Genomic DNA, 26,986 nt, shown 5'->3' on the forward strand with positions numbered 1-26,986 from the left:
CCCCCCCCCCCCCCCCCGCCCTGGCGAACCGCACCGGCTTCCGAGGAAGCGCCGTCCTACGAGCAGACACCGCCCCGGGAGCACAACGCGCCAGGCCGTCGGCGACGACGACGATCCGGCACGATAGCGGGCTTGGTCCTGGTCGCCGCCCTGTACGCGACGCCGTCGGTGTTCGACCGCTTCGTCCTGCCCGCCCCACTGCCCGATCTGCCGGTCGCACTGCCCGACCTGGACGTCCCCTCGCCCGACCTGCCGGTCACGCTGCCGGATCTGGACGTCCCCTCGCCCGACCTGCCGGTCACGCTGCCCGACCTGCCGGCCCCCTTGCCGCCTCTGCCCGGCGCCGATGTGCCGCCCCGCGGGGTCGAGGCCAACGGCGTGCCGCTCGGGACGCCGCCGCCCGCTCCGTCGTCGACGGCGTTCAAGCTGATGGACTCGCCCGTCGAGGAGCAGGAGTGGGTGGCCTACGATCCCTGCCGCCCCGTGCACTACGTCGTCCGGCCGGACAGTGCCCCGGCCGGCTCGGAGGGACTGGTGCAGGAAGCCGTCGCTGAGGTGTCCGCCGCCACGGGTCTGCAGTTCGTCCACGACGGCGCGACCACCGAGGCGCCCAGCGAAGAGCGTGACCTGTACCAGCCGGAGCTGTACGGGAAGGCCTGGGTGCCGGTGCTGATCATCTGGACCACCCCTGAGGAGATTCCCGGACTGGCCGGGGACATCGCGGGTCTCGGCGGCAGCGACTACGCCCAGGCGTCCGGGCAGCCGCTGGTCTACGTGGGTGGCCAGGTACAGCTCGATGCGCCCGACGCCGCCACATCGCTCGGCTACCCGGACGGGCGCGCGTACCTGAAGGCGACGATCATGCATGAGCTCGCGCACGTCGTCGGACTCGACCATGTGGATGACGCTGGCGAACTGATTTACTCGGAGAACGTCGGCCGGGTCTCGTTCGGGGAGGGCGACCTCGCAGGCCTCGCGCTCCTCGGCGCCGGGCCCTGCGCACCCGGACTCTGACATCCGCCGGAGCCTTCCGCTTCGGGATCATGTCCGCGAGAAACGCAGGCGACGCACACACTGCCGCCCCGAGGAAATTACTAAACAACTGAGCAAAAGCCCGCCACGTCCCGTCGACGACGTAAATTAAGGAGATGAGCAATGACGCCCTCCCTACAGCCGTCCTCCCGTTCGATCCGGACGGCAGCAGCGAACAGCCTGCCGAGGCGCTCGAGGCGCTGATCAGCACGGTCGAGAGGGAGGTCGCCGAGCTCCAGTTCACCCGCTTCACGAACGACGACGCAGTCGCCCTGGGGCAGTTGATCGTCCAGCTGGGCGCGGGACGCAACCTGCCGATCGCGGTCTGCATCCGAAGGCCCGACCACATCCTGTTCCGGGCCGCACTCGACGGAACAACACCCGACAACGACTACTGGCTCGACGCGAAGAGCCGCACAGCCGAACGCTACCTCGTCCCCTCCCTGCTCGTCGGCCTCCGGGGGCGCCGCAACGGCGGGCGGGTGGAGGACGATCCGCTGTTCGACACGACGATGTTCGCAGCGCACGGCGGCTCCTTCCCGCTGTACATCCAGGGCGTCGGTCCGGTCGCCACGGTAACGGTCTCCGGCCTTCCGCAACTCGAGGACCACCGGCTCGTCGTCGAGGCGCTACGGACCTTTCACGCCGCTGCCGGCCTCTAGGAACCAGGGCGAGGCACCGTGCGTCCCCGTCCCGAGTGGCCGGGTTGGTCTACAGGGGTCGTGAGCAGGATTGGCGGTGCTCGATAGAAGCAGACGACGGCGGGCATCGGGTCGCGGGCAGCCGCCTGCGCACCGCCGCAGTAGACCAGGAGTCCGTGAGGGCCGGATGTCCCGAAACAGGAGGTTCCACTCGGAATGCCGGTGCAGGTCCACAGGCGCTGCCTATGTGGATAACTGAGGACGACTCTTCCTCCACATTCGCTTCCCCACCGCGCCATTAGTACGCATGTTCGATAAAATTCAGGTATGACTACCGCACCGGTCGAGCGCTTGACCGCACCTCCGAGTTCCATGGACTCGGTATGCACAGCGCTTGCCGAATGCGCGAGGGACATCGATCAGAGCCAGGGCCTCCGGTCCCGACAGGACGCCATGCGGTTCCTGCTGGAGGTCGAAGACGCCTCACGGACCATCGACCATCTCCAGATCCTCGCCGCCCGCGTCGCCCAGGAACATCATCTTGCCGATGACGAGGAGCGAACTGCGGGCGGTTCGCTTCTGGCGAGGGCAGAGCAATCCGTCCGCGGGGATGTCCGCACCGGCCCTGCCGCGTACACGTCATCCGAGCCGACCGAGCCGACCGAGCCGACCGAGCCGAGCGGCAATGGATACAGGAACTGCGCAGACTTTCTCCGTGCCACGCTGGGCATCAGTCGGACAGAGGCGAAGCGCCGGCTGAGTCTTGCGGAGATGGTACTCCCCCGGATCTCGCCGACCGGCGCGCGTGTACCTCCCCGGTTTGCAGCACTGGGCGGCGCGGTGACCACTGGCCGCATCAGCGGACGGGCCGCCACCGTAGTCGCGCACGCGTTGCAGCGGGTGGACTCGTTCGCGACGCCGCGGCAACTCGCGTCGATGGAGCATCACCTGACACGGCAGGCGATGGAGTCCGACGAGGATATCCTCCGGGTGCTGGCGCGGCGCTGGGAGGGCGTCCTCGATCAGGACGGGCAGGAGCCGACAGAGAAGGTGCTGCGCGCGAGGCAGGGCGTCTTCTTCCGTGGCCGACGCCATGGACTGCATTTCCTCGAAATCGGGGCGACGGATGAGCAGTTCGAGTTGCTCGCAACCGTCATGAACTCAACGGCGAACCCGCGCGGCGCAGCGGGGCGGATCGATGCCACCGCAGCCGAGAATCCACCCGGGGAACCCGGGGCGCCGGGGACACCGGGAGCTCCCGGAGCACCGGACACCTCGAGTACACCGCACGCACCACACGGCCCGGCCACAGCCGAGAATTCACCCGCTCTCGTTGATCAGCCGGCGGCGACGAGGGCCCAGACCCTCCTCGACGGCCTGATCGCCGCCTGCAAGGTCACATTGAGCACGGCTGCGCTTCCCTCGACGGGCGGCCACCGACCACAGGTCATGGTGACCATCGACTACAAGGACCTCATCGGCGCCACACATCAGGCGGGGTATTCGGTCTTCTCCGGGCAGATGAGTGCAGGGAGCATCAGGAAGCTGGCGTGCGATGCCGACATCATCCCCCTGGTCCTCGGAAGCAGCGGTCAGATCCTCGATGTGGGACGGGCACAGCGGCTTTTTCCGCCCCATCTTCGGCGAGCGCTCGTGGCCAGGGACAAGGGCTGCGCCTTCCCTGACTGCTCCATCCCGGCCAGCTGGTGCGAAGCCCACCACATCGATCCGTGGTCAGCAGGCGGCGCGACGAGCATCGACAACGGAGTCCTGCTGTGTTCGCGCCACCACCATGTCATTCATCAAGGTGCCTGGACCGTGGCATCCCGGAACGGCATTCCGTGGTTCACCGCCCCCCGAACCCTCGGTCCTCCGGGAACGGCTCGTCGGAACAGGTACTGGCAGGCAGGACAAGCCGTCCATGAAGCACTGCTCGACGACGCCTCGGGGCCGAGCGTGGACGTCTCGGAGCGCAGCACAAGCGTTCTGGAGCACAGCACCGGATGATCGGTGCGCCCGGACCGTCGGGGGCGGCCCGGTCCGTCCGGTGGGGCCGCCTCCGGCATGGGGAGCGGTGCGCCCGGACCATCGGGTACATCCGGCCCGTCGGGTGCGTCTGGCATACCGAGCGGTGCGCCCGGAGCGTCGGGTGCGGCCCGGTCCGTCAGGTAGGGCCGCCTCCGGCATGGGGAGCGGTGCATCCGGAGCGCGGGGCAGCGTATCCGGAGCGTCGGGTACATCCGGCCCGTCGGGTGCGTTTGGCATACCCAGCGGTGCTCCCGGGGCGTCGGGTGCATCCGGTCCGCCGGGCGCATCCGGCGTACGGAACGGTGCGTAGATCCCGGGAGCTACGGAGCGCCTGGCGTTTCTCGTGCACACCCTCGTGAATCAGGACAGCCCGCACCACACTGAAGACGAGGGCCAGCTGGCACACAGAAGGCGGCGCCCACACAGTGAACGCCGCCTTCATCGTGCTGGTCGGACTACAGTGCAGCCTCGATGGCCTCCGCGACCGGCGTCTCACCGGTGTTGAACTGGATGGTCTTGTCGACCGTGCCGAGGTTACCGAGGACGACGGCGGCCACGAGTGCGACATCCTCGCGTGCCACCGAGTCCTGCTGCGGCTCGGCGGACACCTCGATCATCCCGGTTCCCGGGTCCGTGGTGAGTGCTCCCGGCTGGAGGATGGTCCAGGCGAGCTCCGAGTTGCGCAGGTGCTCATCAGCCGCGGCCTTCGCCTCGGCGTAATGGAAGAAGCCGTTGTCCTCGGGGACACCGTGGTCCTTACGTGCCCCGAGGTAGGACACCATGACATAGCGCCCCACGGACGCCTCCTGGGCGGCGTCCATCGAGCGGATCGCAGCATCCCGATCCACGGCATACGTCGCCTCGGGGCTCGCGCCACCTGCGCCTGCAGACCAGACGACGGCGTCATGGCCACGGAAGACATCGGCCATCTGCTCCACCGACAGCTCGGAGACGTCCGCGACAACGGGGGTTGCCCCGGCCTGCTCGACGTCGCCGGCGTGGTCCTGGTTACGGAAGACCGAGCTGACCTGGTGGCCCTGGCTCGTGAGGATCTTCGTGAGATGCAGGGCTACTTTTCCGTGCCCACCGATGATGGCTACGCGTGACATGGGAACTCCTTCTGTCGGATGACTGGTCGTCGGATACCTTGTCTTCGACGCTAGTCCCCCGCACCTCGGGCTGGCCACCTTCCCGCGACTGTTCCGCCGCGAGCGCAGGTCTATTCCCAGCTGAAGCCACCAATGCCCCACGCTTACTGAGGCAAATGACGCGCCAGGGCGGACGAACCACGACGCTCCCGCCATACCCGCCTGGTGCCAATGACCGACCCCACCGACACGTAAGGCGGAGACTACCCGTGGCGCCCGAACCACGCCCGCCGGGTCGACGATGACCAACCCGGCGACGCGTCAGGGGCGGACCGGCGCTAGCCGATACTGCGCACCGCGGTGCTCCTCGGGCAGGCGGTCGCCCTTCCCGAACAGCTTCTGACGCAGTGTTCCCTCCGTGTATTCGGTGGGATAGGCACCACGCTTCTGCAGTTCCGGCACGACGAACTCGATGATGTCCTCGAAGGTCCCCGGGGTGATCGCATAGGCGAGGTTGAAGCCGTCGACGTCGGTCTCCTCGACCCACGCCTGGAGCTCGTCGGCGACCTGCACACCCGAACCGACGATGCGCGGCCCGAGCCCACCGATCCCCGCCGACTCGGCGATGTCCCGCACGGTCCACGGCGACCCGTCGTCGTTCACCTTCTGGAAGTTCGCGACGGCGGACTGGATGGCGTTGGACTTCACGTTGCCGAGCGGTTCGTCCGGATCGTAGACGGAAAGGTCCACACCGAGCCATCCCGAGACGAGCACGAGGGCACCCTCATAGCTGACGTACTGCTGGTAATCGGCGTGCTTGGCCTGGGCCTTCTCCTCGGTCTCGTCCGTGATCACGGTGAGCAGGGTATAGATCCGCACCGAGTAGCGGTCACGACCCTCGGCCTCGACCGCATCCCTGATCTTCCTGACCACGTCCTTCAGCTTCTCCTTCGTGGGTGCAGCGACGAACACCGCCTCGGCGTTACCTGCCGCGAAGGCGATGCCCCGGGAGGACGCTCCGGCCTGGAAGATGACCGGCGTCCGCTGTGGTGAGGGCTCACTGAGGTGGATGCCCGGGACCTTGAAGTACGTGCCGTCGTGGCCGATCTCGTGGACCTTGGCCGGATCCGTGAAGACGCCCGTCTCGCGGTCGCGGACCACGGCGTCGTCCTCCCACGACCCCTCGAGCAGCTTGTAGAGGACCTCGAGGTACTCGTCCGCGTGGTCGTAGCGCGCGTCGTGTTCGAGCTGGTCCTCCTGGCCCATGTTGCGTGCAGCGGACGGCAGGTAGCCGGTCACCACGTTCCAGCCGACCCGCCCCTTGGTGAGGTGGTCCAGCGTGGAGAGTCTGCGCGCGAAGGGGTACGGGTGCTCGTAGGCGGTGCCGGCGGTGACGCCGAACCCGAGGTGCTCGGTGACGAGCGCCATGGCCGAGACGAGCAGGAACGGATCGTTGACCGGGGTCTGCGTCCCCTGCCTCAGGGTGGCCTCGTTGGAGCCGCCGAAGACGTCGTAGGTGCCGAGGACGTCGGCGATGAAGACGCCGTCGAACAGTCCCTTCTCCAGGGTCTTCGCCAGGTCGGCCCAGTAGCCCAGTTCCTTGTAGCGCCAGGACTGATCCTCGGGGTGACGCCACAGACCCGGCGACTGATGGCCCACACAGTTCATGTCGAAGGCGTTGAACCGGATACGGCGTGGTGATGCGGGCATGAAGAGTCCTCACGTCGGGGCACTGCCGTGGCGGAAGCGCCATACTTGCCCGCACTGCCTGTGCCGGGCCGAATCCTCACCTGGGGCACCCCGCTACAGCGAGGGGGTTGCCGTCCAACAAACCAGGGTTTTGCGTTGGAGCTCTTGATTCTGGTCTCGAGCGTAGGTGGGCCGGCACGCCGTCGTCCACCCGCCGTCGTCACGGGGCGTCACGCCTCGAACCTCCCCCGCCGCCCGGAGAAGGTCCGACGACGGCGGTCGGCATTCGCACGAAAGGGACCAAAAAGTGCAAAGAAAGCATTGCAAACATATCTTTGCGCGTGCACACTGGAGGCATGAAGGAGAGCACAGGCAACACAGGACACCCGTCGGAGGACGGCAACCGCATCCTGGACGGAGCGGCACTCAAGGCCCTCGCCCACCCTCTCAGGGTCCAGTTACTCGAGGTCCTGTCTAGCTACGGGCCGCAGACCGCGAGCAGCATCGGCAAGAGGGTCGGCGAATCGAGTGGGGCAACGAGCTACCACCTGCGGCAGCTCGCGCGCCACGGCCTCGTCCGCGAGGTGGAACGGGGCTCCGCACGGGAGCGGTGGTGGGAACGCCCCCGCGGATCCCTGACGCTCAGCACCCCCGAACTCGAGCAGGACCCCACCACACGGGAAGCCACGCGGCAGGTGAACCGCCAGTTCGAACGCGGCCGCTCCGAAGCTCTCGCCACCTTCATGGCCAGTGGTTCCGAGTCCATCCCGCCCGAGTGGGCGGACGCAGCCGTGATCGCGACGATGAACGCCCACCTGACGGTGGACCAGCTCGCAGCCCTCACCCGGGACATGAGCGAGATCTTCCGCGAGAAGCTCGACGCCTACCGCTCCGAACCGGGCACCCCGGGAACCCGGCCCGTCCAGATCCACTTCAACGCCTTCCCCCTCATCGATCCCCAGGAGACGACATGACCAGCACAACCCTTCACGCCGGCTACCCGGCGCTCGCCGGATCATCCCGCGGAGGACTCACATCCCGGACGCTCATCCGCCTGGGCACCGCGTTCATCGCAGCAGGATCCTCTCTCGCCTCAGCAAAGGGCACCGACGTGGAGCTCTTCCACCGCCACCTCGAGCGCAGGACGGATCTGCGGGCCGCCGCCCACAGCGGCATCCATCTCCTCTAGCCGCCCTGTAGCTACCGCAGGTAGGACGCCCCATTGACGTCCACCACGGTGCCGCTGACCCAGAGCGGAGCATCGGTAGCGAGCCACGTGACCGTCTGCGCCACCTCCTCCGGCGTCGCGACGCGATTGAACGGACTCTGTGCGCGCACCGCGTCGCCACCCGGGCCGTCGAGCACTGTCCTGCCCATGTCGGTCTCGACGAATCCCGGCGCGACGGCGGCAGCAAGGATCCCGTGCGGTGCGAGCGCCACCGCGAGGGACTGTGTCATGGAGTGCAACGCCGCCTTGCTCGCACCGTAGGCCGGTGTGACGGGCTCGCCCCGGTAGGCTCCGCGTGATCCGACGCTGATCAGCCGTCCGCCCTCCGGCCCCGCCGGCCGGTCGAGGAGATGCCGCGCGACCAGCCAGGCCAGGTTCGCCGGCCCCAGCAGATTCACGTCCAGCGTGCGGCGCCACGCTTCCTGCCAGTCCGCGAAGGACACGGTGTCGATCGGATGCGCCTCGAACATGCCGGCGTTGTTGACCAGCACGTCGAGAGTGCCCAGCCCACCCACGGCCTCGTCGACGATGCGACTGCAGGCCTCGGAATCACCGACGTCGCCGACGACCACCACGTGTCCGTCGCCCGGAAGCGCATCGCGCACCGCCGTGGCGGCGCGCCCATCACGGCCGGCATGGACGGCGACACGATGCCCACGCCCTGCGAGATCATGGGCGATGGCTGCACCGATGCCCCTGCTTGCACCGGTCACCAGAATCTTCGATGTCATGGTTCAGACCGTACCTCGCGTGCGGCACCGCAGCGGAGAGGCCGGGCCCCGGCAGGAGAAGTGACCACCGGACATGGCACGTTGACCCCGGTCGGTACGGATGCGAGGGTGGCTGGATGAGCACCGACACCCCGGACGTCCAGGTCAGCAACAACGAGGCAGAGAGCCGCTACGTGGCCACCCTCGACGGCAGCCCTGTCGGTACCGCCGCCTATGAGCGGTCCGGCGATTCGATCACCTTCACGCACACGGTCGTCGACCGGGACGTCGAGGGTCGCGGGATCGGAAGCACCCTCATCGGGTATGCGCTCGACGACGCCCGCCGGCAGCACCTCACGGTCGTTCCCCAGTGCGAATTCGTGGCGGCCTTCATCGAGGAGAACCCCGACTACCAGGACCTGACGGCTTAGGCCGCTCCCCTGATCCCCTCGCGCAGGGCCGCGTCGATGAGCACTTCGGCGGCACGGCGCGCCTGACCCGCAGCTTCCGAGGAACCGGCGATCGCCGCCGTCGTCTGCGCGCCTTCGGCGAGGATCGACAGCTGTGGCGCCAGGTACGGCGGCGCTCCCGCCGCCTCCGCCAGGTCCCCGACGTACTCCTGGAACGACTCCTTGTGCTTCCTCGCATACTCGGCGACGTCAGGGCTCATTGCGCCGAGTTCGGCGAAACTGTTGATGAAGCCGCAGCCGCGGAAGGAATCCTCGCCGAACCACTGCGCGAGGTAGTCGAAGATCGCGAGAAGCCGGGCCCGCGGACAGTCTCCACCGCGGACCTGCGCATCGAGCCCCTCCGTCCAGGACCGGTGTCGGCGTTCGAGGACGGCCATGACGATGCTGCTCTTGGACGGGAACTCCTGGTAGAGCCTCTTGAGCGAGACGTGCGCTGCCGAGCGCAATTCGTCCATGCCGACAGCCTGGATGCCCTTCGCGTTGTAGAGCCCGTCGGCGGTCTCCACGATGCGGCTGCGGATCTCGGAGCTCGTCATTCAGCCATTCTACTTGAATTGAGAACGAACGTTCTCTATATTGGCCACCGAGAGAGAACGAACGTTCTCTCCGCTCGAGACAAGGACCACCCACATGGGCTTCATCAAGGTCGGCACCGAGAACAGCACGGACATCGAGCTCTACTACGAGGACCACGGCGCAGGCCGGCCCGTCGTCCTGATCCACGGATATCCCCTCGACGGCGGCTCATGGGAGAAGCAGACCGCTGCTCTCCTCACCGCCGGGTACCGCGTCATCACCTACGACCGCCGCGGCTTCGGCCGATCCAGCAAGCCGACGACGGGCTACGACTACGACACCTTCGCCGCGGACCTGAACACGGTCCTCGAGACGCTCGACCTCACTGAGGCCGTCCTCGTCGGCTTCTCGATGGGTACGGGCGAAGTGGGACGCTACATCGGCACCTACGGCGAGGCCCGCGTGGCGAAGGCCGTGTTCCTCGCCTCGCTCGAGCCGTTCCTGCTCCAGACAGAGGACAACCCCTCCGGCGCCCCCGCCGCGGTGTTCGACGGCATCCGGAGCGCGGCGATCGAGGACCGCTACGCCTGGTTCACGAACTTCTACAACGACTTCTTCAACACGGACAACTTCCTCGGCAACCGTCTCAGCGAGGGAGCACTGCGCAACGCCTGGAACGTCGCCTCGGGGGCGTCCTGGTATGCGTCGTTCGCCGTCGTCGATTCCTGGCTGACCGATTTCCGCGGCGACGTCGGGAAGATCACCGTCCCCGCCCTGATCGTGCACGGCACCGACGACCGGATCCTCCCGATCGACTCCACCGGCCGCGAATTCACCAAGCGCCTCCCCTCCGCCGAATACGTGGAGATCGAGGACGCCCCGCACGGCATGCTGTGGACGCACGCCACCGAGATCAACGAGATCCTGCTCCGCTTCCTGTCGAAGTAGGCCGTCGAAGCAGGCCATCGAAGGAGTTCACGGCACGACGACGGGACGCCGGCGGATCCGGCGTCCCGTCGTCGCGGGCGCTGTCGTCGTGCGTGCCGTCGTCGTCCGTGCGAGAAGCCGTCCGCGCAAGAGGGCGTGACCCGGACGCCGTCCGCGCTGGAACTGGATGCCACGTGTGGGTGCGTCGACCAGGAGGTCGACGCCCGTGGCCCGGGCCGGGCGCGGACTCGCAAGGAGCACGACGGCGTCGGCCACCGCTACGGCGGACAGGCCGCCCCGTCGCGGATCAGCGGAGGTCGGCGGCCTGCCGCCGCAGGTGCGCGTGGAGCCCACCGTATGCATCGACCGAAGGGAAGAGTGCCTTGGGCGCCTTGACCACCACGCTGTAGTTCGCGTCGACGGCGTTCGCGATCGGGGCCAGCGCGGTCTGGGTCAGGAGCTGGTAGGCATCGAGCTGGTGCAGCCCGAAGAGGTCCTGGAACCAACGGATCATCTCCAGCTGGCCGATGCGCCATGAATCCTCCATGGGGCGCGAGGACCCCACCGCCATCCAGTGGTAGTCCGTCTCGAACCGCGGCCACGCCGGGGCCCCGCCCTTGACGAGCTCCACGATGATGGTCGAGTGCATCGCTCCCTCGACGGCGGTGCCGCAGGCCTCCCCCTCCCCCTGGCGATAGTGGCCGTCGCCGATGGAGAACAGCGCACCCTCGACATTGACCCCGAGGTAGACCGTGGTGCCCGCCTTGACGTCCGGTGCGTCCATGTTGCCGCCGAACCGCTCCGGCACCAGCGCCGACCGGACCTCCCCGCCGGGCGGCGCGACGCCGACTGTCCCGAGCATCGGCTCGAGCGGCAGGGCGACCTCGAAGTCGCCGTGCCTCGACTGGAATCCGACCGTCCGGCGCTCGGTGTCGACGTGGTAGATCCAGGTGATGTCGGGCAGGGGCTCCTGCAGGGATGCGGTGCGGTCGGTGCTGGTGAGTCCTCCGAAGAACGGGATCGTGGCGGACGCCCCGTAGGAGCGCGCCGGCGTGAGATCGACGATGTGCAGGGCGAGCGTGTCCCCGGGCTCCGCACCCTCCACATAGAACGGCCCGGTCTGCGGATTGACGAAGTTCAGGTCCACCTTCTCGCCCGACACGTCGTCCACCGACGTGAGCGCATTGTTGAACGCATCCTCCGACCAGAGCCGGAGCGCGGTCCCGGGCCGGACCGTCAGGACGGGAGCACTGCCACCGAAGGTGTAGACGAGCTGATCACGCAGGGGGCGGTACTCGATGATCTCCATGACCGGATGCTACGGGGAGGCTCCGGCACGGACAAGGGAAGGAGGACCGGGCTGCCCGACCCTCAGGCGCGGCCTTTCAGGATGAGATTCCAATAGACCTTCGGCAGCACGAACCGCTCCATCACGTACGTGAGCCGCCGTTCCCGGGCGAGGTCGTCCCACCCCGGCACGGTGGGCATCGGAGCGTACTTGTCGTCGAACTCCGAGAACACCACGGTGTTGTGGCTGACCACGAACGGGCAGGCCGAATAGTGGTTGTACTCCGCGGTAGGTTTCTTCCCCTTGAGCACGGCCCGGAGGTTCTTCGCGAGGACCGTCGTCTGCATGCGCAGTGCCGCCCCGGACTTCGAATTCAGCGTCGACGCGGCATCGCCCAGAGACCAGATGTTCGGGAAGCGTGGATGCCGGAGGATCACGGGATCCACCTCGACGAAGCCCGCCCGGCTTCCATGCGCCGGCAGGTCCGTGGACTTCAGCCACTCGGGGGCGGACTGGGGTGGTACGGCGTGGAGGACGTCGTAGCCCAGGGTCTCCGGGGTGCCGGTGACGCTGTTGACCAGTTCGACGGTGCGGCCCTCCGGGTCCACGGAGGCGAGTTCGGTGCTGTACCGGACCTCGATGCCGTACTCCTCGATCTTGCGGTTGAGTTCCTCGTCGATGATGTCCATGCCGAAGATGGTGGGCGTGGACACGGCGAGGACGACGCGGATGTCCTCGAGCACCCCCTCGCGCTGCCAGTGGTCGCACGCGAGGTACATGGGCTTCTGCGCCGCACCGTCGCACGAGGCCGGTCCGGGCGGCTGGGTGAAGACGACGGTGCCGCGGGTCAGGTCCCTGAACAGCTTCCACGCCTTGGGGGCCAGCTCGTACTCGTAGTTGGACGCGCCGTGCGGCCCCTCCATGGCCTCCTTGAGACCGGGGATGGCGGTCCAGTCGTTCTGGATCCCGGGACAGACGACGAGGTGGTCGTAGGTGATGGCACTGCCGGACTCGAGCAGCACCGTGCCGGACCCGGTGCTGACGTCCGTGGCCTTGTCCTGGATCCAGGTGACCCCCGGTGGCATGACCTCGGACTGCAGGCGCACGGCCTCGAAGGCATCCGCCGTGCCGCCGGCGATGTGCGAGAAGAGCGGCTGGTAGAGGTGCCTGCTCCGCGGCTCGATCACGGCGACGTCCTTGAACCGGTACCTGCGCAGCCGTCCGGCCAGGGAGACACCGGCGTTGCCGCCGCCGATGATCAGCACCTCGTGATGGCGCTTCTCGCCGGCGGCCGGCCGGACGGGGACGGTGCGTCCGGCCCGTGCGGTACTCGTGCTCGGTCTCGTTCTCGTGCGGAAACGGATGGCAGCTACCTCTTCTGTGTCGCCCTGCGCAGCGTGTCTTCCGACAGTACCTCCCGGTACCGACGCACGTCAGGACGCATTTCCGCCGCTCTCACGCTCGACGACGACGCCACTCAGTGCCGCGCGTAGCGCCGCACGAACGCGCCGAGGATTGCCGCAGGATGGTCCACGGCGGAGGCACGGGCCCGCTCGATGTAGTCCTCGGCCTCCTCGGGCGGGAAGTACCCCGCGTGGCGGTAGGTCCTGATCCGGCCGACCAGCGCCTCGACGTCGAGCTCGGGGTGGAACTGGGTGGCGTACACGTTCTCACGCACGCGGAACATCTGTACGGGACAGGTTGCCGAGGACGCCAGCAGGACCGCCGACGACGGCAGCGCGGCGCACGCCTCCTTGTGTCCCACATAGGCGGAGAACGACGACGGCAGCCCGGTGAGCAGCGGGTCGGCGAGGCCGGCGTCGGTGAGGGTGATGTCGATGGCTCCGATCGGCTCCGCGTACGTGCCGTCGATGACGGCGCCCTGGTGCCGGCCGAGGGTGCCGACGCCGTAGCAGGCTCCGAAGAACGGGAAGTCCTCGGCGACCACCGTGTCGAGCAGCCGGGCGAGTTCGCCCTCCACACGCACCTGCACGGCCCCCTTCGACTCCTCCGGGTCCGAGGAATTGAAGGGGCTGCCCCCGAGGAAGATCCCGGAGTAGTCCGCGAGATCGAGCTCGGGCAGTGGGCCGGCCTCGAGCCGGACGCGCCGCAGCTGGCCTTCGGCGAGGCCACCGAAGCTCAGGAAGCTCCGGTATTCGGCATCGGCAGCGTAGTCGTCGACACGGGTGGCCAGGAGCAGGAACGGTTTCACTCCTCGATGCTACTGGGGGTGGCAAGGCAAGCCGATCCTCGGTAGCCGAGCAGGGGGCCCGGTGCTTTACTGCTTCCATGACGGACATGCCGGTACAGCGCAGCGAACCTCACGACAGCGGCGTGGCGGGGCGCCTGAACTGGCTGCGCGCCGCGGTCCTCGGAGCCAATGACGGCATCGTGTCCACCGCAGCGACCGTCGTCGGCGTCGCCGGCGTGACGAATGCGGTTACGCCCATCCTGGTGGCGGGAACAGCCGCCGTGGTGGGCGGATCCGTGTCCATGGCGCTGGGCGAGTATGTGTCCGTCAGCAGTCAGAAGGACAGCCAGGAAGCCCTGATCGAGAAGGAACGCCAGGAGCTCGCGGAGGATCCCGACGGCGAACTCGACGAGCTCGCGGGTCTGTACGAGCAGAAGGGGCTGACTCCCGGGACGGCCCGCCAGGTCGCTGCCGAGCTGACGGAACACGACGCCCTCGCGGCCCACCTGTCGGCGGAGCTGAACATCAACGAGCTCGAGGTCGTCAATCCCTGGCATGCGGCCTTCGCGTCGGCGGCATCGTTCGCGGCCGGCGCGGTCCTCCCCCTCCTCGCGATCCTCCTCCCTCCGGCCGAACTCCGGATCCCCATCACCTTCGTGGCGGTCCTCGTGGCCCTGGCGATCACGGGGGCGATCAGCGCCCACGTGGGCGGGAGCTCACGACGACGCGCGACGATCCGCCTCGTGATCGGCGGCGCCCTGGCCATGGCCTTCACCTATCTGGTCGGATCGCTGCTGGGCACCACCGGCATCGCGTAGGCACCCGGCTGTATCGACCCGGCGGTCGGGTTCCGCCGGTTCCCGCCGGTCGGGCAGGTGAGGCAGAGCGCTGGGACCGGTCGAGGCGGTCCGGTCCAGCCGGGCCGGCACCCGGATCACCCCATGCCGCCTGTGCAGGGTCCGTCGAACGAACACCGGGCACCCACGACGAGGCCAGGCCACCGGGAAACCCGGCGGCCTGGCCTGTTGCTCGTCCTGCTGCTTGTCCTCCTGCTCGTCCTGCTCGTCCGGACTAGCGGTCGGCCCCCGCTCGATCCTCGAGACCGGCGTCCAACGTGGAGAGCCCGGATGATGCGGTCAGCTCGTCCAGCTCCGTCAGTTGGTCCAGCTCGTCCAGCTCCGACAGCTCGGTCAGCTCCCTGGCCGAGAGTTCGGTCAGCTCCCTGGCCGCACGGTCCACGTCGGCCCTGCGGATCTCCACCGGTCCGGCACTGTGCCGGCCGTGCGACGGCTGGATGGCGACGACGTCGGACGTCCGATACCCGCCGTCGTCGTCGTTCCGGCTCGACACGGCGCCACCGTGCCGGGCGATGTCGGCCGCGGGCTGTGCATCAGCACTGCTCGACGCCGCCTTGATCCGGGAGTCCGACGGCGCACCGGCAACCGACGGCGTCGCGCCGGTGGTACCGGTCGCCGCAGGCGACATGGAGGCCGCAGGACCGGCCGGGGCCGCCGGGGCGAAATCGACCGTCCGGCGCAACGGGGTCTCCCTGATGAACAGGACGCAGACGAGTCCGACGACCGCGATGACCGCGGTGATCAGGAAGATCAGCGCCGTGCTGTCGCCGTACGCGGCCCGCACGATGTCCGCGATCGGCGCGGGCAGGTCGACGAGGTCGAGCGAACCACCGGCCGCTCCCCCGCTGGCGGGTATGCCTGCGGCGGCGAGCCCCTCGGTGGTCCTGTTCTCCACCTGCGTACCGAGGACGGCACCCAGGACGGCGACGCCGGCCGCACCGCCCATGGAACGGAAGAAGGCGACCGACGCACTGGCCGTACCGATGTCCTTGACCGCCACGGTGTTCTGGACCGCGAGGACAAGGTTCTGCAGCAGGAGGCCGAGGCCCAGGCCGAAGACGAACGTGTAGATACCCACCACCCACAGTTCGGTCAGGTGGTCGATGGTCCCGGCAAGGCCGAGCCCTGCGATGAGGAAGAGGGAGCCGGCCGTCAGGAACCGCTTCCACTTGCCGAACCGGGTCACCAGCAGGCCGGCGCCGATGGAACCGATGAGGTTGCCGGCGATCATCGGCATGGTGAGCAGTCCGGCTTCGGTGGGTGTCGCGCCACGGGCCACCTGGTAGTACTGGCCGAGGTAGCTCGAGCTCGCGAACATCGCGACGCCGACCGTGATCGAGGCGATGATGGCCAGGGCGGTGGTGCGCTGGGAGATGATCTTCAGCGGGATGATCGGCTCGGTCACCTTCGACTCCACCACGAGGAGGAGGGCCAGGAGGATGACGCTGCCGCCGACCATGAGCGCGGACTCGCGGGAGAACCACTCGTAGTAGCCCTCCTTGCCGGCGAAGGAGACCCAGATGAGGAGCAGGCTGACGCCCGCCGCCAGCAGGACGGACCCGAGCCAGTCGATGCTGGCCTTGCGGCGCGTATCGGGGAGCTTCAGGGTCACCTGGAGCAGCACCAGTGCGATGATCGCGAGCGGCACGCAGACGAAGAACGTCCACCGCCAGCCGAGGGGCGAGTCCACGATGAAGCCGCCGAGCAGGGGCCCTCCAGCCGTCGCTACGGCCATGACGCCACCCATGTAGCCGGAGTACCTGCCGCGCTCACGCGGCGCGATGATGGTCCCGATGATCGCCTGGGCCAGGGCGGTCAGGCCACCCATGGCGACACCCTGGATGACACGGGCCGTGAGGAGCAGCGGGATCGTCTGGGCGAATCCCGCCAGGACGGAGCCGGCCACGAAGATCACGATGCTGAGCTGCACCAGGACCTTCTTGTCGAACAGGTCGGCGAACTTGCCCCAGATGGGGGTGGTCGCCGCATTGGCCAGCAGCGCAGCCGTGATGACCCACGCGAAGTCCGTCTGCGAGCCGTTGAGGTCGCTCATGATGGTGGGCAGGGCGTTCGCCACGATCGTGCTGCTGAGGATCGCCGTGAACAGGCCTGCGAGCAGGCCCGTGAGGGCCTGGAGGATCTGCCTGTGGCTCATGGGCTCGCCGGCCCCGTGGTGCGGCGTCGGAGCCGGTTGCCGCGCGGAGACTCCCGCTGCTTTCTTCCTGGTGGGATGGGTGGCCATCAGCGTTCTTCCTTCGTGGTCTCGGACGCGGGGTCCGGGTGGTGACGGCCGTCGTTGCCCGTGGTGTCGAGTGTCGTGGGTGCTGCGCCGGAGCCCGCTGCAGGAGGCACCCCGTCGGGGTGCGGTCCCGCGGCTCGCAACGCGACCGTGAGCTGCTGCACGGAGAGCGACGCCGCTTCGGCCTCGCCCTCCGTCCAGTCGGCCAGGATCCCGCGCAGGGTCTCGGCCCTGCGTTCGTAGGTCTCGGCGAGACATGCCCGGCCCTGCGGTGAGAGCGAGAGCAGGCACGCCCGCCCGTCCATCGGATCCGGCGTGCGGACCACGAACCCGTACTGCTCGAGGTCGGCGAGCTGCCGGCTCAGGGCGGACGGGCCGATACCGAGCCGGGCCGCCAGCGCCGACGCGCGGAGCGGCCCGCCCTCACCGATGAAGAAGAGGACGCCCGTGTGGGCCGGCCCCAGCTCCGAGTACTTCATGCTCGCCGCAGTGACCGCACGCAGCGCACGCTGCAGATCGAAGATGTTGTGCACCAGTTCTGCAGCGGTGGACTGCCCTACGGACATGAAGGCTCCCGGCTCATATACTTCGTTGCTCTAAGTAACGTTACTCCTGTCGTTTCGTTAGGTCAACTAACTAAACCGGGATCCGCCGTCGTTCAGCGCACAAAGGCGCCCTCCCGAGTCAAACCTCGCCGAAGGGGCGTGGGGCGCTTGCGGACGCACCCGGTAGCCTGTTAGGCCTGAGGTATCAGGGCGGGTAGACCACCTGTCGAGGAGTGCCCATCCCTGGGCCGCGAAGGAGGACGTCCGCCATGACGCGCAGTGAACCCCGTGTGAACGAAGTCGACGAGAAGGACATCGAGGTCTCGAACCGACCCAAGGAGTGGGCCGCGGGCATCCCCGGCGTCTACAACTCCATGAAGCCGGCGATCGAGCACATGGGCGTGAAGCGCACTCTTCAGACCGTCCTCAAGATGAACCACAAGGACGGCTTCGACTGCCCGAGCTGCGCCTGGCCCGATCCCGCCAAGCGCAAGACCTTCGAGTTCTGCGAGAACGGCGCCAAGGCTGTCACCTGGGAAGCGGCGCCCGTCGTGATCTCCTCGGACTTCTGGGCCGAGAACTCGATCAGCGACCTCCGTGAGCGCTCCGAGTACTGGCTGGGCATGCAGGGACGCCTCGTGGAACCCGTCTACAAGCCCGCGGGCGAGGACCACTACCGGCCCGTGAGCTGGGACGAGGCCTTCGAGATCGTCGGCAACAAGCTCAAGAGCCTCGACGCCCCGGATGACGCCGCCTTCTACACGAGCGGCCGCACCTCGAACGAAGCCGCGTTCCTGTACCAGCTCTTCGTGCGCGGCTTCGGCACCAACAACCTGCCCGACTGCTCCAACATGTGCCACGAGTCCTCCGGCTGGGCCATGGGCCAGACCATCGGCATCGGCAAGGCGACGGTCACGTTCGACGACTACGCCAACGCCGACCTCATCATCGTGATGGGCCAGAACCCGGGAACGAACCACCCGCGCATGCTCACCGAGCTGGAGGCATGCAAGGAGACCGGCGGCCAGATCGTCTCCGTGAACCCGCTGCCCGAGGCAGGCCTGAAGCGCTACAAGAACCCCCAGAAGGTCAGTGGCGTCGCAGGCAAGGGCACCGAGATCGCCGACCAGTTCCTCCAGATCCGGCTCGGCGGCGACATGGCCCTCCTGCAGGCCGTGTCCAAGCGCGTGTTCGAGGCCGAGGCGAAGAACCCCGGAACGGTGCTGGACCACGCCTTCCTCGAGGAGCACTGCGAAGGCCTCGACGAGCTGCGCGAGTACCTGCTGAAGCTCGACGACGCCACGGTCCTCGAAGCCACGGGCCTGCAGATCGAGCAGATCGACGAGCTCGCCGCCCGATACCTCGCCGCCGACAAGGTGATCATCACCTGGGCCATGGGCATCACCCAGCAGAAGAAGGGCGTCGCCACGATCAAGGAGATCATCAATCTCCTGCTGCTCCGCGGCAACATCGGCAAGCCGGGCGCCGGCGCCTCCCCCATCCGCGGCCACAGCAACGTCCAGGGTGACCGCACCATGGGCATCTGGGAGCAGATGCCCCAGACCTTCATGGACGCCCTCGGTAAGGAGTTCGACTTCGAACCGCCCCATGAGCACGGCGTCGACGCCGTGGAGTCCATCCGGCGCATGCGTGACGGACAGGTCAAGGTCCTCGTGGCCCTCGGCGGGAACCTCGTCTCCGCGATCTCCGACACGCAGGTGGCCGAGAAGGCCTTCGAGAACACCGACATGACGGTGCAGATCTCCATCAAGCTCAACCGCTCCCACCTCATCACGGGCAAGGAGGCGCTCATCCTCCCCTGCAAGGGCCGCACGGAGGTCGACCGCCAGGCCACGGGCGAGCAGTTCGTCTCCGTCGAGGACACGGTGTGTGCCGTCCACCCCTCCTGGGGCAGCGTCGAGCCCGTCTCCGACAACCTGCTGTCCGAACCCGCGATCATCAGCCGGCTCGCCCGGGCCACGATCGACGGCAAGATCAACGCCGACTGGGAGGGCTTCGAGAAGGACTACGACCTCATCCGCGAGCACATCGCCAACGTGGTCGAGGGCTGCGAGGACTACAACCGGAAGATCCGCCTCGACGGCGGCTTCATCATGGCCAACGGACCGCGCGACTCACGGACGTTCAACACGCCCACCGGCAAGGCCGTCCTCACCGTCAACGACCTCGAATACCTCGAGCGCCCCGAGGGCACGCTGATCCTCCAGTCGCTGCGCTCCCACGACCAGTGGAACACCACCATCTATGGTCACAACGACAGGTATCGCGGCATCAAGAAGGGCCGCCACGTGGTGTTCATCAACCCCCAGGACATCACCGACCTGGGCCTGGAGGACGGCCAGAGCGTGGACATCCACGGCGTGTACGACGACGGCGTGCAGCGCGTGCTCCGCGCCTTCCGCGTGGTCTCGTACCCGACGGCGCGCGGCTGCGCCGCCGCGTACTACCCGGAGGCGAACGTCCTGGTCCCCCTCGACGAGGTCGCCGAGGGCAGCAACACCCCGAGGTCGAAGCAGATCATCGTCCGTTTCGAGAAGAGCACCCACACGGCACCGGCGTCACACGATCACGTCGCGACCGTGCAGGCACCCGATGTCGAACCGGACGGCTTCCCGACCAACGGCACGACGACGCCTGCGAAGAAGGCAGAAGCGGCGAACGCCTGACAGCAGCTGCACCAAGGAAGCCCCCGGTCCGCGGACCGGGGGCTTCTTCGTTTCCTGTGCGGCTCCGTCGAGGGCCGTGACCGGGAACAGTAGCGGGACCATCGACTCTGTTCGACCCCCTCCCGGGCCCCCTAGCCTGATCCCTGGGTGTGGCGGGCGCTCCCGCACTCGGCACCCATCGAGCTATGCAAGGAGATCGGTCATGGATGTTCTGGAAGGTATCTGGGATTTTGTCTGGTTCTTTTTCTGGACCTTCGCCTTCATCGCGTATCTGATGGTCCTGTTCTCGATCATCGGCGACCTGTTCCGCGACCACGAGCTGGGCGGATTCGCGAAGGCGGTCTGGCTGCTCTTCCTCCTGTTCCTCCCCTTCATCACGGCACTCGTCTACGTGATCGCCCGCGGGCAGGGCATGAGCGAGCGGCAGATCAAGATGATGCAACGTCAGCAGGAGTACGAGACCCAGCGCATCCGGTCGATCGCGGGCGCCAGCTCCGCCGACGAGATCAGCAAAGCGGCGTCGCTGTACCAGAGCGGGGCGATCACGGCGGAGGAATACGAGTCGCTGAAGGAGAAGGCCCTCCACTAGCCGCACTCCGTCCGATGCGCCGCGCGAGCGGCGCCCCGCTCCACACCGATTCCCAGGAGGAACTGCAGTGACCACGACAGAAACCCAAGCGGTCGGCGCCGGCGAGGTCGACAACAGTGAGGCGCTCGTCGCCCCGATCGACTTCGTCCTGCTCGAGTTCTCACCCGAGCGACTGACCGGCGAGGCCGCCCCCGCACTCATGGACCTCGTGGAGCGAGGAGTGATCCGTCTCTTCGACCTCCAGATCGTCCGTAAGGGAGAGGACGGGAGCGTCGACGTCATCGAGCTCACCGATCCCATCTCCGAGAGCGGCGGGTTCTCCTCCTTCACCGGGGCATCCTCCGGGATCCTCGGAGTCGAGGACATCGTTCAGGCGACCAGTGCCATGGCCCCTGGCACGGTGGCCGCACTCATCGTCTACGAGAACACATGGGCTGCGCGCTTCGTGGCAGCAGTCCGCGCGAGCGGCGGCGAGCTGATCGCCAGCGCACGGATTCCCGCCACCGACATCATCGAGGCGCTCGACGCACTCGATGAGACCAACTGAGGAGATCACGACATGCCAGGTCTACTGCGCGGGGTTGCCCGCACCGCCGTCGTCGCCGGCACCGCCACCGCCGTGAGCGGCAGGGTGCAGCGCCGGCAGGCCGCCAAGTTCGCCGACCGTGACGCGCAGACTGCGGCCAACCGTAGCCGGGCCTACGAACAGGACATGGCCGCGGAGGAACCGGAGCCCAGGGACGCTGCCGAAGCACCTGCCGCCGCGCAGGAGCCACCCAAGGACATGATCACCCAGCTCAGGGAACTCGCCGCCCTGAAGGAGGACGGGATCCTCACCGAGGACGAGTTCGCGGCACAGAAGGCCAAACTCCTCGCCTGAATGGCCGGCGGGTCTGCGAGGCTGGCGACCCAGCGCCTCCTGGCGGGTCTGCGAGGCTGACGGGTCTGGTGACCCAGCGCCTCCTGGCGGGTCTGCGAGGCTGACGGGTCTGGTGACCCAGCGCCTCCTGGCGACCCATCGGGCTGACCGTCGCCGGTTTGCCCGATCGACGGCCGTGGCATGCTCTCCACCTCCGGCCCACCCTCGTTCGGCAGGCTCGTGTGCGCTGCGCTGCTCCTCGGATGATGCTTGTCCGCGCCCTGTCCCTGCGCTCAGTCCTCGCGCTCCGTCCGCGAATCTCAGTGGATGACCACCTTGAGCCCGATCATCGCCAGACCGAACAACGCCGTCGTCACAGCACCGAGGATGCGGACCGGGACCGAAGCTCGGCGCTTCGCGAACGCGAGATACCCGAGCGCCGCGAGGGCCACAACCTCCGCCCAGAGCGCGAACCACATCGCGTTCTCGTCGTCGATGACGCGGGTCGCCCCCAGCAGGAGGATGCTGGCCGGGATCGCCGCCCCGACGACCAGACCCGAGGACCGCCTCACCGACGCCCGGAACGCCGTGCCCAGTTCCATGCGCTCATGTGGACCCACGTTCAGGTGTGCGAGCGTCCCGGCATAGATATGGGCAACGAAGAACACCACCACCGTTCCCACCACGATCCAGAAGGCCGCCCAACTGCTCTCGCCATGCCCGCCGGCGGTGACGATGATCCCGGCAACGAGGATCAGTGCGTAGATGGCCTCCTCGGACACGAATCCCGCGTCCATAGCCCGGTCTCGTCCGATCGGTTCTGCCTCAGTCATGGCCAAAGGATACGCTGCGACGATCCGCCCGGAGAGGGGACTTTCGACGTCGAACCGTCCCGACGAACACTCTGCACCTGCGGTCGCCACCGATCCGCGAGGATCGATCTCCACCGTTCGCCTGGTGGCAGTGCATCAGGTCCTCAAGCCTGCACCTGCACGGATAGACTGCTCCGGTCGTGACGACCGGGAGGGGCGGACGTGGTGGAGAAGCAGCCGGACACGCAGCGGACAGAGCATCTGAACCGGGATGCGACCGGGCAGCAGGCCCAGCAGCGCCGCGTCATCCGTGTCCTCGTGTCCGCCCAGGTTCTGGGCGGGCTCGGGGCAGGGGCCACACTCTCCCTCGGTGCGCTGCTCGCGGCGGAGACCTCCGGGTCGAGCGCGTGGTCCGGGATGGCTGCCACCATGGCCACCCTGGGCGCCGCCGCGGCAGCCGTCCCCCTCGCATCGCTCGCGCAGCGCCGTGGACGTCGGGTGTCCCTGGCGACGGGCGCCGTCGTCTCCGGTATCGGCGCGATGCTGGCAATCGCCGCGGCATCGCTCTCCGCGTTCCCGCTGCTGCTCCTCGCGCTCGTGCTCCTGGGCGTGGGGTCCGCCACGGGGCTGCAGGCCCGCTTCGCGGCCACGGACCTCGCCACCGAGGCGACGCGCGGCCGGAGCCTGGCCATCGTCGTGTGGTCGACCACCATCGGGGCGGTGCTGGGACCGAATCTGTTCGAACCGGGCGCGGCGGTCGCGCTGCTGCTCGGGATCCCGCCACTCAGCGGCGGCTTCGTCTTCTCCGCTGCGGCACAGGCCGGCGCCGCGGCCGTCTATGCGCTGGGCCTCCGGCCCGATCCGCTCCTGACAGCGCTGGCCCGGCAGGCTGAGGCCCGACCTGCCGGCAGCGCCCCGCCGGAGCGCCGTCGGGGCCTGCGTATCCTGGCCGACAATCCCATGGCCCGCTTCGCCGTCGTGACGATCGGGGTGAGCCACGCCGCCATGGTCTCGCTCATGTCCATGACCCCGGTGCACCTCCACGACCACGGCGCGGGGCTGTCCATCGTCGGGCTGACGATCAGCCTGCATGTGGCCGGGATGTATGCGCTGTCGCCCGTGTTCGGCTGGGTCGCCGACCGCTTCGGGAAGACCCAGGGCATCCTGTGCGGGCAGGTCCTCCTGCTCCTGGCCCTGGTCACGGCATGGCGGGGATCGGAGTCCGAGGCGTGGGTGACCACGAGCCTCGTGCTGCTGGGCCTGGGATGGTCGGCCTGTGTCGTGTCGGCGTCGGCGCTCCTCACCGGCGCGGTGGGCCCGGCGGAGCGGGCCCCCGTCCAGGGGTCCTCCGACCTCGTGATGAATCTCGCGGGTGCGCTGGGCGGAGCCCTCGCGGGCCCCGCCCTCGTGCTGCTCGGCTACGCGGGACTCGGCCTGGCCGCCGCGGTGATCGTCGCCGTCGTCGTGGCCTGGACGCTCGCACGCCTCGCATCGATGCGGCGTGGGGTCCCCGTAGCGGCGTGAGGTACTACTGGGCCGAGCCGGTCCAGCCGCTCTGCTCGTCCGTCTGCTCGTCCTTCTCGATGACGGTCAGCACCGTCTTCACGGCCTTCTCGATGGCGGCGTCCGTCTCGGCCCGCCCATTGGTGGTGACCGTCCCTGCGGCATAGCCGACCATGAAGGCGCTGATCACGCCGGCGTCCGCCGTCAGCAGGTGGGAGGTACGTGCGGCAAGTTCCACGATCCTGGCGTGGTCGAGCTCGAGGTCGAGGACCTGGAGGGCCTGGCCGAGCGTGCGGCTCCAGTCGTTCAGGGTGCGCTCTGCGTCGTGGGGCGTTGCCATGGTGTCTCCTCGGGTCGGGGCGGGTGTAACGGCCGACCGCAATCGGCAGCGCTCTGCTGCGCCTATCAAGCTGTACCACCGGTACCGCTCGCGTTCAACGCCGACACCTCGGCCGCCCGCTTTCCTTGACTTCGCCCGGGTCCGGGGATGTAATTCACGAACGACTGGTGACACGATTCACCACTCGCCCCGATCAGGACCACCTCGACGGAGAGGAACCGCCCCGCATGACCATCCCCCACCCCACGAGGACCGGGCGTACGCGCCTGGCCGCGGCCCTCGGAGCCGCCGCGCTCCTGGCCACCAGCACGGGAGTCGCAGCAGTCGCAGCGCCGGCAGGCACGACGCCGGCAGCGACCAAGAAGGCTCCCCCGGCATCCGCCCCGGACTTCGGACCCAATGTGACGATCTTCGATCCGAGCATGCCCGTCAGCGAGATCCAGGCGGCGGTCGACGCCGTCAACACCCGGCAGATCGACAACGAGATGGGCACGGAGCGTGAAGCCCTCCTCTTCCTGCCGGGCACTTACGGCACCGATGCCGAACCCCTGCAGTTCAAGGTGGGCTACTACACGGAGGTCGCCGGCCTCGGCGCCTCCCCCTCGGACGTGACCATCAACGGCAAGATCGAGGTCTACAACCGCTGCCTCGAGGACAACGGCACCAGCAACTGCATCGCGCTGAACAACTTCTGGCGCACGCTCTCGAACCTCACGCTGGAGGTCAACGGCGCAGGCCAGGACGGCTGCCGCGCGAGCGCGAACTTCTGGGCCGTGTCCCAGGCCGTCTCGCTCCGGCGCGTGAACATCACCGGCGGCACGCTCTCGTTGATGGACTACTGCACCGCGGGCCCGCAGTTCGCGAGCGGCGGCTACCTCGCCGACTCGAAGGCCGGCGACATCGTCAACGGGTCCCAGCAGCAGTGGTTCACGCGCAACGCGGAGATCGGCACCTGGTCCAACGGCGTCTGGAACGCGGTCTTCTCGGGGGCGGAGGGTGCCCCCACCGACGAGTCCTTCCCCACGCCCCCGTACACGACACTCGACCGGACCCCGGTCAGCCGCGAGAAGCCCTACCTCTTCGCGGACGCTTCCGGGGCCTACGGCGTGCGCGTACCCGCCGCACAGACCGAGTCCCGCGGCACCTCGTGGGGCGACGGACTGACGGCCGGGCGCACCATCCCGCTGTCCGAGTTCTTCGTCGCACGGCCGGGTGATTCCGTCCAGGCGATCAACAACGCACTCGCCCGCGGCAAGCACCTCCTGCTCACCCCGGGCGTCTACGACATCGACCGGACCATCGCCGTGAAGCGCGCCGGCACGGTGGTCCTCGGCCTCGGTCATGCGACCCTCACCGCCGTCGACGGGTCCACGCCGATGCGTGTCGCGGACGTGCCCGGCGTCGTCATCGCCGGCGTCACGATCGACGGCGGCACCGTGAACTCGCCCGTCCTGCTGCAGGTCGGGACGAAGAACGGCACCAACGGCGCCAAGCGCAGCGATCCGGCGAACCCGACGACGCTGAGCGACGTCTATTTCCGGATCGGCGGCCCGCACGTGGGCAAGGCCGATGTGAGCCTCGAGATCAACAGCGACCACGTGCTGATCGACCACACCTGGGTATGGCGGGCGGACCACGGCAACGAGGGCGCGTTCGGCTGGGACGTCAGCACCGGGCGGAACGGCGTGATCGTCAACGGTGACGACGTCACCGCGACGGGCCTCTTCGTGGAGCACTACCAGGAGTACAACGTCATCTGGAACGGCGAGCGGGGCCGTACCGTCTTCTTCCAGAACGAGCTGCCCTACGACCCGCCCAACCAAGCCGCCTGGCAGCACGACGGCGTTCTCGGCTGGGCCGGCTACAAGGTGGCCGACGACGTCAGGAACCACACCCTGTGGGGCGGCGGCTCGTACGTGTTCACGAACGTGGACCCGAGCATCCATGCCACCCGCGGTTTCGAGGTGCCGGAGACCCCCGGCGTGGTGCTCAACCACCTCCTGACCGTGAACCTGGGTGCGGGCACGATCGATCACGTCGTGAACAACACCGGAGCACCCGTGAGCAACGCGAACACCGGGACGCCGAGCTACGTGGTGCGGTACCCGGCTCCGTAAGTCGGGCCGAGCGGTAGGCCGGCGGTGGACGAGCAGTGACGGGAAGGGTCGGGGCGATGCTCCGGCCTTTCCTGCGTCCGGGAATGAGACTGAATACGGCCGGCGACCGATGCCTGGCTTGGCAGTGCACCTACACTGGGGTGCCGATCTGAGAGGCGCGGGCTTACCCCTGACTACCCGTGCACCTACCCCTGCTGGACGCAACAACATCTACGCGGCGTTCAGCGCCGGGCCTGTGCCTTGACCCACGGCGGACTCTGTAGGCCCGCCTTGGAGGTGAGGTGCCAGCACCGGCAGGCAGTGCAGAAGTACGCACCTCTCGGGCTTGTGCGCCCGCAACCCACATACTTTAGAGCTATGGCTCGTATGGCCCGCTCAGCGGCTCCACGGCTGGCATAGGGAATCTTCGGGCAGGTGGACATGTCGTATTCCTCGACTTGTCGCACCCGGTCAGCTCATATCCTGCCCAGTGCGCGGTTCCCGCTTGAATGCGATCAGCCACGAAGGAGCTTGGAAGCTCCGCTTGCCGACCACCCTAGCCGAACGAACTCCCCTGGGCGCCCCGATCAGGATCTACCCGTGAACGGCATCCGCGTGGCGGTGTCATGAAGCTCGCACGTTACCGACATC

The 26,986-nt window shown here is 68.1% G+C and carries 25 protein-coding genes and 1 riboswitch; of the genes, 14 read left to right on the forward strand and 11 right to left on the reverse strand.

All coding sequences use genetic code 11. The features are described 5' to 3' along the window. Window positions 1–132 precede the first annotated feature (132 nt). From RY94_RS09430 to RY94_RS09440, 3 genes are all read left to right on the forward strand, one after another. Complete coding sequence (locus RY94_RS09430) at window positions 133–1,014, forward strand: hypothetical protein (RefSeq protein ID WP_052274198.1); 882 nt, start codon at window positions 133–135, stop codon at window positions 1,012–1,014. Between the two features lie 134 nt (window positions 1,015–1,148). Beyond that, window positions 1,149–1,694: a heme-degrading domain-containing protein gene (locus RY94_RS09435; RefSeq protein WP_043444375.1), complete on the forward strand. Its 546-nt coding sequence runs from the start codon at window positions 1,149–1,151 to the stop codon at window positions 1,692–1,694. Window positions 1,695–2,000: 306 nt separating this feature from the next. Further along, window positions 2,001–3,680 (forward strand): HNH endonuclease signature motif containing protein, encoded by a 1,680-nt coding sequence (locus RY94_RS09440; protein ID WP_082046219.1) that lies wholly within the window; start codon window positions 2,001–2,003, stop codon window positions 3,678–3,680. A 476-nt stretch (window positions 3,681–4,156) separates the two neighbouring features. Here the strand turns inward: RY94_RS09440 and RY94_RS09445 are convergent, their stop codons facing one another. Both RY94_RS09445 and RY94_RS09450 read right to left on the reverse strand, forming a co-directional pair. Then, on the reverse strand, window positions 4,157–4,810 hold the full coding sequence (locus RY94_RS09445) for an SDR family oxidoreductase (protein ID WP_043444377.1): 654 nt from the start codon (window positions 4,808–4,810) through the stop codon (window positions 4,157–4,159). Between the two features lie 300 nt (window positions 4,811–5,110). Next, entirely contained in the window at window positions 5,111–6,499 is a 1,389-nt protein-coding gene (locus RY94_RS09450) for an LLM class flavin-dependent oxidoreductase (protein ID WP_043444379.1), read from the reverse strand. 36 nt (window positions 6,500–6,535) lie between these two features. After that, window positions 6,536–6,649, reverse strand: a riboswitch (SAM riboswitch). A 185-nt stretch (window positions 6,650–6,834) separates the two neighbouring features. Between RY94_RS09450 and RY94_RS09455 the strand changes: the two genes are divergently transcribed. Beyond that, window positions 6,835–7,452 (forward strand): ArsR/SmtB family transcription factor, encoded by a 618-nt coding sequence (locus RY94_RS09455; protein WP_043444381.1) that lies wholly within the window; start codon window positions 6,835–6,837, stop codon window positions 7,450–7,452. Then, entirely contained in the window at window positions 7,449–7,667 is a 219-nt protein-coding gene (locus tag RY94_RS09460; protein WP_043444383.1) for a hypothetical protein, read from the forward strand. Before RY94_RS09455 ends, RY94_RS09460 begins: the two co-directional genes overlap by 4 nt. A gap of 11 nt (window positions 7,668–7,678) precedes the next feature. On the opposite strand, the gene RY94_RS09465 is transcribed toward RY94_RS09460, so the two are convergent. After that, the gene (locus tag RY94_RS09465) at window positions 7,679–8,437 is read right to left on the reverse strand and encodes an SDR family NAD(P)-dependent oxidoreductase (RefSeq protein WP_043444385.1); all 759 of its coding nucleotides are present in this window, start codon (window positions 8,435–8,437) and stop codon (window positions 7,679–7,681) included. A 116-nt stretch (window positions 8,438–8,553) separates the two neighbouring features. On the opposite strand from RY94_RS09465, the gene RY94_RS09470 reads away from it, so the two are divergent. Continuing rightward, entirely contained in the window at window positions 8,554–8,847 is a 294-nt protein-coding gene (locus RY94_RS09470; protein ID WP_043444388.1) for a GNAT family N-acetyltransferase, read from the forward strand. Here RY94_RS09470 and RY94_RS09475 read toward each other — a convergent pair. Next, the gene (locus RY94_RS09475) at window positions 8,844–9,422 is read right to left on the reverse strand and encodes a TetR/AcrR family transcriptional regulator (protein ID WP_043444390.1); all 579 of its coding nucleotides are present in this window, start codon (window positions 9,420–9,422) and stop codon (window positions 8,844–8,846) included. The two genes, RY94_RS09470 and RY94_RS09475, sit on opposite strands and share 4 nt — an antisense overlap. A 94-nt stretch (window positions 9,423–9,516) precedes the next feature. Between RY94_RS09475 and RY94_RS09480 the strand changes: the two genes are divergently transcribed. Beyond that, complete coding sequence (locus RY94_RS09480; RefSeq protein WP_043444392.1) at window positions 9,517–10,350, forward strand: alpha/beta fold hydrolase; 834 nt, start codon at window positions 9,517–9,519, stop codon at window positions 10,348–10,350. A 286-nt stretch (window positions 10,351–10,636) separates the two neighbouring features. Here the strand turns inward: RY94_RS09480 and RY94_RS09490 are convergent, their stop codons facing one another. The 3 genes from RY94_RS09490 to RY94_RS09500 all read right to left on the reverse strand — a co-directional run bounded on the left by RY94_RS09490 (window position 10,637) and on the right by RY94_RS09500 (window position 13,829). Next, window positions 10,637–11,638 (reverse strand): acetamidase/formamidase family protein, encoded by a 1,002-nt coding sequence (locus RY94_RS09490; protein WP_043444396.1) that lies wholly within the window; start codon window positions 11,636–11,638, stop codon window positions 10,637–10,639. A 62-nt stretch (window positions 11,639–11,700) separates the two neighbouring features. Then, window positions 11,701–12,882, reverse strand: a complete 1,182-nt coding sequence (locus RY94_RS09495) for an NAD(P)/FAD-dependent oxidoreductase (protein WP_043444398.1) — start codon at window positions 12,880–12,882, stop codon at window positions 11,701–11,703. A gap of 212 nt (window positions 12,883–13,094) precedes the next feature. Continuing rightward, a complete protein-coding gene (locus RY94_RS09500; protein ID WP_043444400.1) occupies window positions 13,095–13,829 on the reverse strand; it encodes a glutamine amidotransferase in 735 nt (244 codons plus the stop codon). 77 nt (window positions 13,830–13,906) lie between these two features. On the opposite strand from RY94_RS09500, the gene RY94_RS09505 reads away from it, so the two are divergent. After that, a complete protein-coding gene (locus RY94_RS09505; RefSeq protein WP_043444402.1) occupies window positions 13,907–14,626 on the forward strand; it encodes a VIT1/CCC1 transporter family protein in 720 nt (239 codons plus the stop codon). A 253-nt stretch (window positions 14,627–14,879) separates the two neighbouring features. On the opposite strand, the gene RY94_RS09510 is transcribed toward RY94_RS09505, so the two are convergent. Beyond that, a complete protein-coding gene (locus RY94_RS09510) occupies window positions 14,880–16,820 on the reverse strand; it encodes an MFS transporter (RefSeq protein WP_231554493.1) in 1,941 nt (646 codons plus the stop codon). An 86-nt stretch (window positions 16,821–16,906) separates the two neighbouring features. Further along, window positions 16,907–17,470 (reverse strand): MarR family winged helix-turn-helix transcriptional regulator, encoded by a 564-nt coding sequence (locus tag RY94_RS09515; RefSeq protein WP_082046222.1) that lies wholly within the window; start codon window positions 17,468–17,470, stop codon window positions 16,907–16,909. Window positions 17,471–17,718: 248 nt separating this feature from the next. Between RY94_RS09515 and RY94_RS09520 the strand changes: the two genes are divergently transcribed. The 4 genes from RY94_RS09520 to RY94_RS09535 all read left to right on the forward strand — a co-directional run bounded on the left by RY94_RS09520 (window position 17,719) and on the right by RY94_RS09535 (window position 21,605). Continuing rightward, window positions 17,719–20,136: an FdhF/YdeP family oxidoreductase gene (locus RY94_RS09520; protein WP_082046223.1), complete on the forward strand. Its 2,418-nt coding sequence runs from the start codon at window positions 17,719–17,721 to the stop codon at window positions 20,134–20,136. Window positions 20,137–20,338: 202 nt separating this feature from the next. Next, window positions 20,339–20,725 carry an SHOCT domain-containing protein gene (locus tag RY94_RS09525; protein ID WP_043444404.1) on the forward strand — a complete coding sequence of 129 codons (387 nt, stop codon included), beginning with the start codon at window positions 20,339–20,341 and terminating at the stop codon, window positions 20,723–20,725. Window positions 20,726–20,792: 67 nt separating this feature from the next. Then, entirely contained in the window at window positions 20,793–21,272 is a 480-nt protein-coding gene (locus RY94_RS09530; protein WP_231554481.1) for a DUF6325 family protein, read from the forward strand. A gap of 12 nt (window positions 21,273–21,284) precedes the next feature. Beyond that, the gene (locus RY94_RS09535; RefSeq protein ID WP_043444406.1) at window positions 21,285–21,605 is read left to right on the forward strand and encodes an SHOCT domain-containing protein; all 321 of its coding nucleotides are present in this window, start codon (window positions 21,285–21,287) and stop codon (window positions 21,603–21,605) included. A 299-nt stretch (window positions 21,606–21,904) separates the two neighbouring features. Here the strand turns inward: RY94_RS09535 and RY94_RS09540 are convergent, their stop codons facing one another. Next, window positions 21,905–22,417 (reverse strand): hypothetical protein, encoded by a 513-nt coding sequence (locus tag RY94_RS09540; RefSeq protein WP_043444408.1) that lies wholly within the window; start codon window positions 22,415–22,417, stop codon window positions 21,905–21,907. Window positions 22,418–22,618: 201 nt separating this feature from the next. On the opposite strand from RY94_RS09540, the gene RY94_RS09545 reads away from it, so the two are divergent. Continuing rightward, on the forward strand, window positions 22,619–23,920 hold the full coding sequence (locus tag RY94_RS09545) for an MFS transporter (protein ID WP_231554482.1): 1,302 nt from the start codon (window positions 22,619–22,621) through the stop codon (window positions 23,918–23,920). Window positions 23,921–23,924: 4 nt separating this feature from the next. Here the strand turns inward: RY94_RS09545 and RY94_RS09550 are convergent, their stop codons facing one another. Next, window positions 23,925–24,239 carry a DUF6457 domain-containing protein gene (locus RY94_RS09550; RefSeq protein ID WP_043444410.1) on the reverse strand — a complete coding sequence of 105 codons (315 nt, stop codon included), beginning with the start codon at window positions 24,237–24,239 and terminating at the stop codon, window positions 23,925–23,927. Window positions 24,240–24,466: 227 nt separating this feature from the next. Here RY94_RS09550 and RY94_RS09555 point away from each other — a divergent pair, with 227 nt between their 5' ends. Further along, entirely contained in the window at window positions 24,467–26,356 is a 1,890-nt protein-coding gene (locus RY94_RS09555; RefSeq protein ID WP_043444411.1) for an adenylyl cyclase, read from the forward strand. Window positions 26,357–26,986: the final 630 nt, after the last annotated feature.

It is taken from the genome of Arthrobacter sp. L77, from assembly GCF_000816565.1.
Classification (GTDB): domain Bacteria; phylum Actinomycetota; class Actinomycetes; order Actinomycetales; family Micrococcaceae; genus Arthrobacter_D; species Arthrobacter_D antioxidans.

Bases quoted from the DNA above. Each gene is read 5' to 3' on its own strand.
- RY94_RS09435 (WP_043444375.1), top strand. From the start codon at position 1,149: ATGAGCAATGACGCCCTCCCTACAGCCGTCCTCCCGTTCGATCCGGAC.
- RY94_RS09470 (WP_043444388.1), top strand. From the start codon at position 8,554: ATGAGCACCGACACCCCGGACGTCCAGGTCAGCAACAACGAGGCAGAG.
- RY94_RS09450 (WP_043444379.1), bottom strand. From the start codon at position 6,499: ATGCCCGCATCACCACGCCGTATCCGGTTCAACGCCTTCGACATGAAC.
- RY94_RS09535 (WP_043444406.1), top strand. From the start codon at position 21,285: ATGCCAGGTCTACTGCGCGGGGTTGCCCGCACCGCCGTCGTCGCCGGC.
- RY94_RS09455 (WP_043444381.1), top strand. From the start codon at position 6,835: ATGAAGGAGAGCACAGGCAACACAGGACACCCGTCGGAGGACGGCAAC.
- RY94_RS09490 (WP_043444396.1), bottom strand. From the start codon at position 11,638: ATGGAGATCATCGAGTACCGCCCCCTGCGTGATCAGCTCGTCTACACC.
- RY94_RS09525 (WP_043444404.1), top strand. From the start codon at position 20,339: ATGGATGTTCTGGAAGGTATCTGGGATTTTGTCTGGTTCTTTTTCTGG.
- RY94_RS09460 (WP_043444383.1), top strand. From the start codon at position 7,449: ATGACCAGCACAACCCTTCACGCCGGCTACCCGGCGCTCGCCGGATCA.
- RY94_RS09480 (WP_043444392.1), top strand. From the start codon at position 9,517: ATGGGCTTCATCAAGGTCGGCACCGAGAACAGCACGGACATCGAGCTC.
- RY94_RS09440 (WP_082046219.1), top strand. From the start codon at position 2,001: ATGACTACCGCACCGGTCGAGCGCTTGACCGCACCTCCGAGTTCCATG.
- RY94_RS09540 (WP_043444408.1), bottom strand. From the start codon at position 22,417: ATGACTGAGGCAGAACCGATCGGACGAGACCGGGCTATGGACGCGGGA.
- RY94_RS09520 (WP_082046223.1), top strand. From the start codon at position 17,719: ATGACGCGCAGTGAACCCCGTGTGAACGAAGTCGACGAGAAGGACATC.
- RY94_RS09475 (WP_043444390.1), bottom strand. From the start codon at position 9,422: ATGACGAGCTCCGAGATCCGCAGCCGCATCGTGGAGACCGCCGACGGG.
- RY94_RS09515 (WP_082046222.1), bottom strand. From the start codon at position 17,470: ATGTCCGTAGGGCAGTCCACCGCTGCAGAACTGGTGCACAACATCTTC.
- RY94_RS09505 (WP_043444402.1), top strand. From the start codon at position 13,907: ATGACGGACATGCCGGTACAGCGCAGCGAACCTCACGACAGCGGCGTG.
- RY94_RS09445 (WP_043444377.1), bottom strand. From the start codon at position 4,810: ATGTCACGCGTAGCCATCATCGGTGGGCACGGAAAAGTAGCCCTGCAT.
- RY94_RS09510 (WP_231554493.1), bottom strand. From the start codon at position 16,820: ATGAGCCACAGGCAGATCCTCCAGGCCCTCACGGGCCTGCTCGCAGGC.
- RY94_RS09465 (WP_043444385.1), bottom strand. From the start codon at position 8,437: ATGACATCGAAGATTCTGGTGACCGGTGCAAGCAGGGGCATCGGTGCA.
- RY94_RS09550 (WP_043444410.1), bottom strand. From the start codon at position 24,239: ATGGCAACGCCCCACGACGCAGAGCGCACCCTGAACGACTGGAGCCGC.
- RY94_RS09555 (WP_043444411.1), top strand. From the start codon at position 24,467: ATGACCATCCCCCACCCCACGAGGACCGGGCGTACGCGCCTGGCCGCG.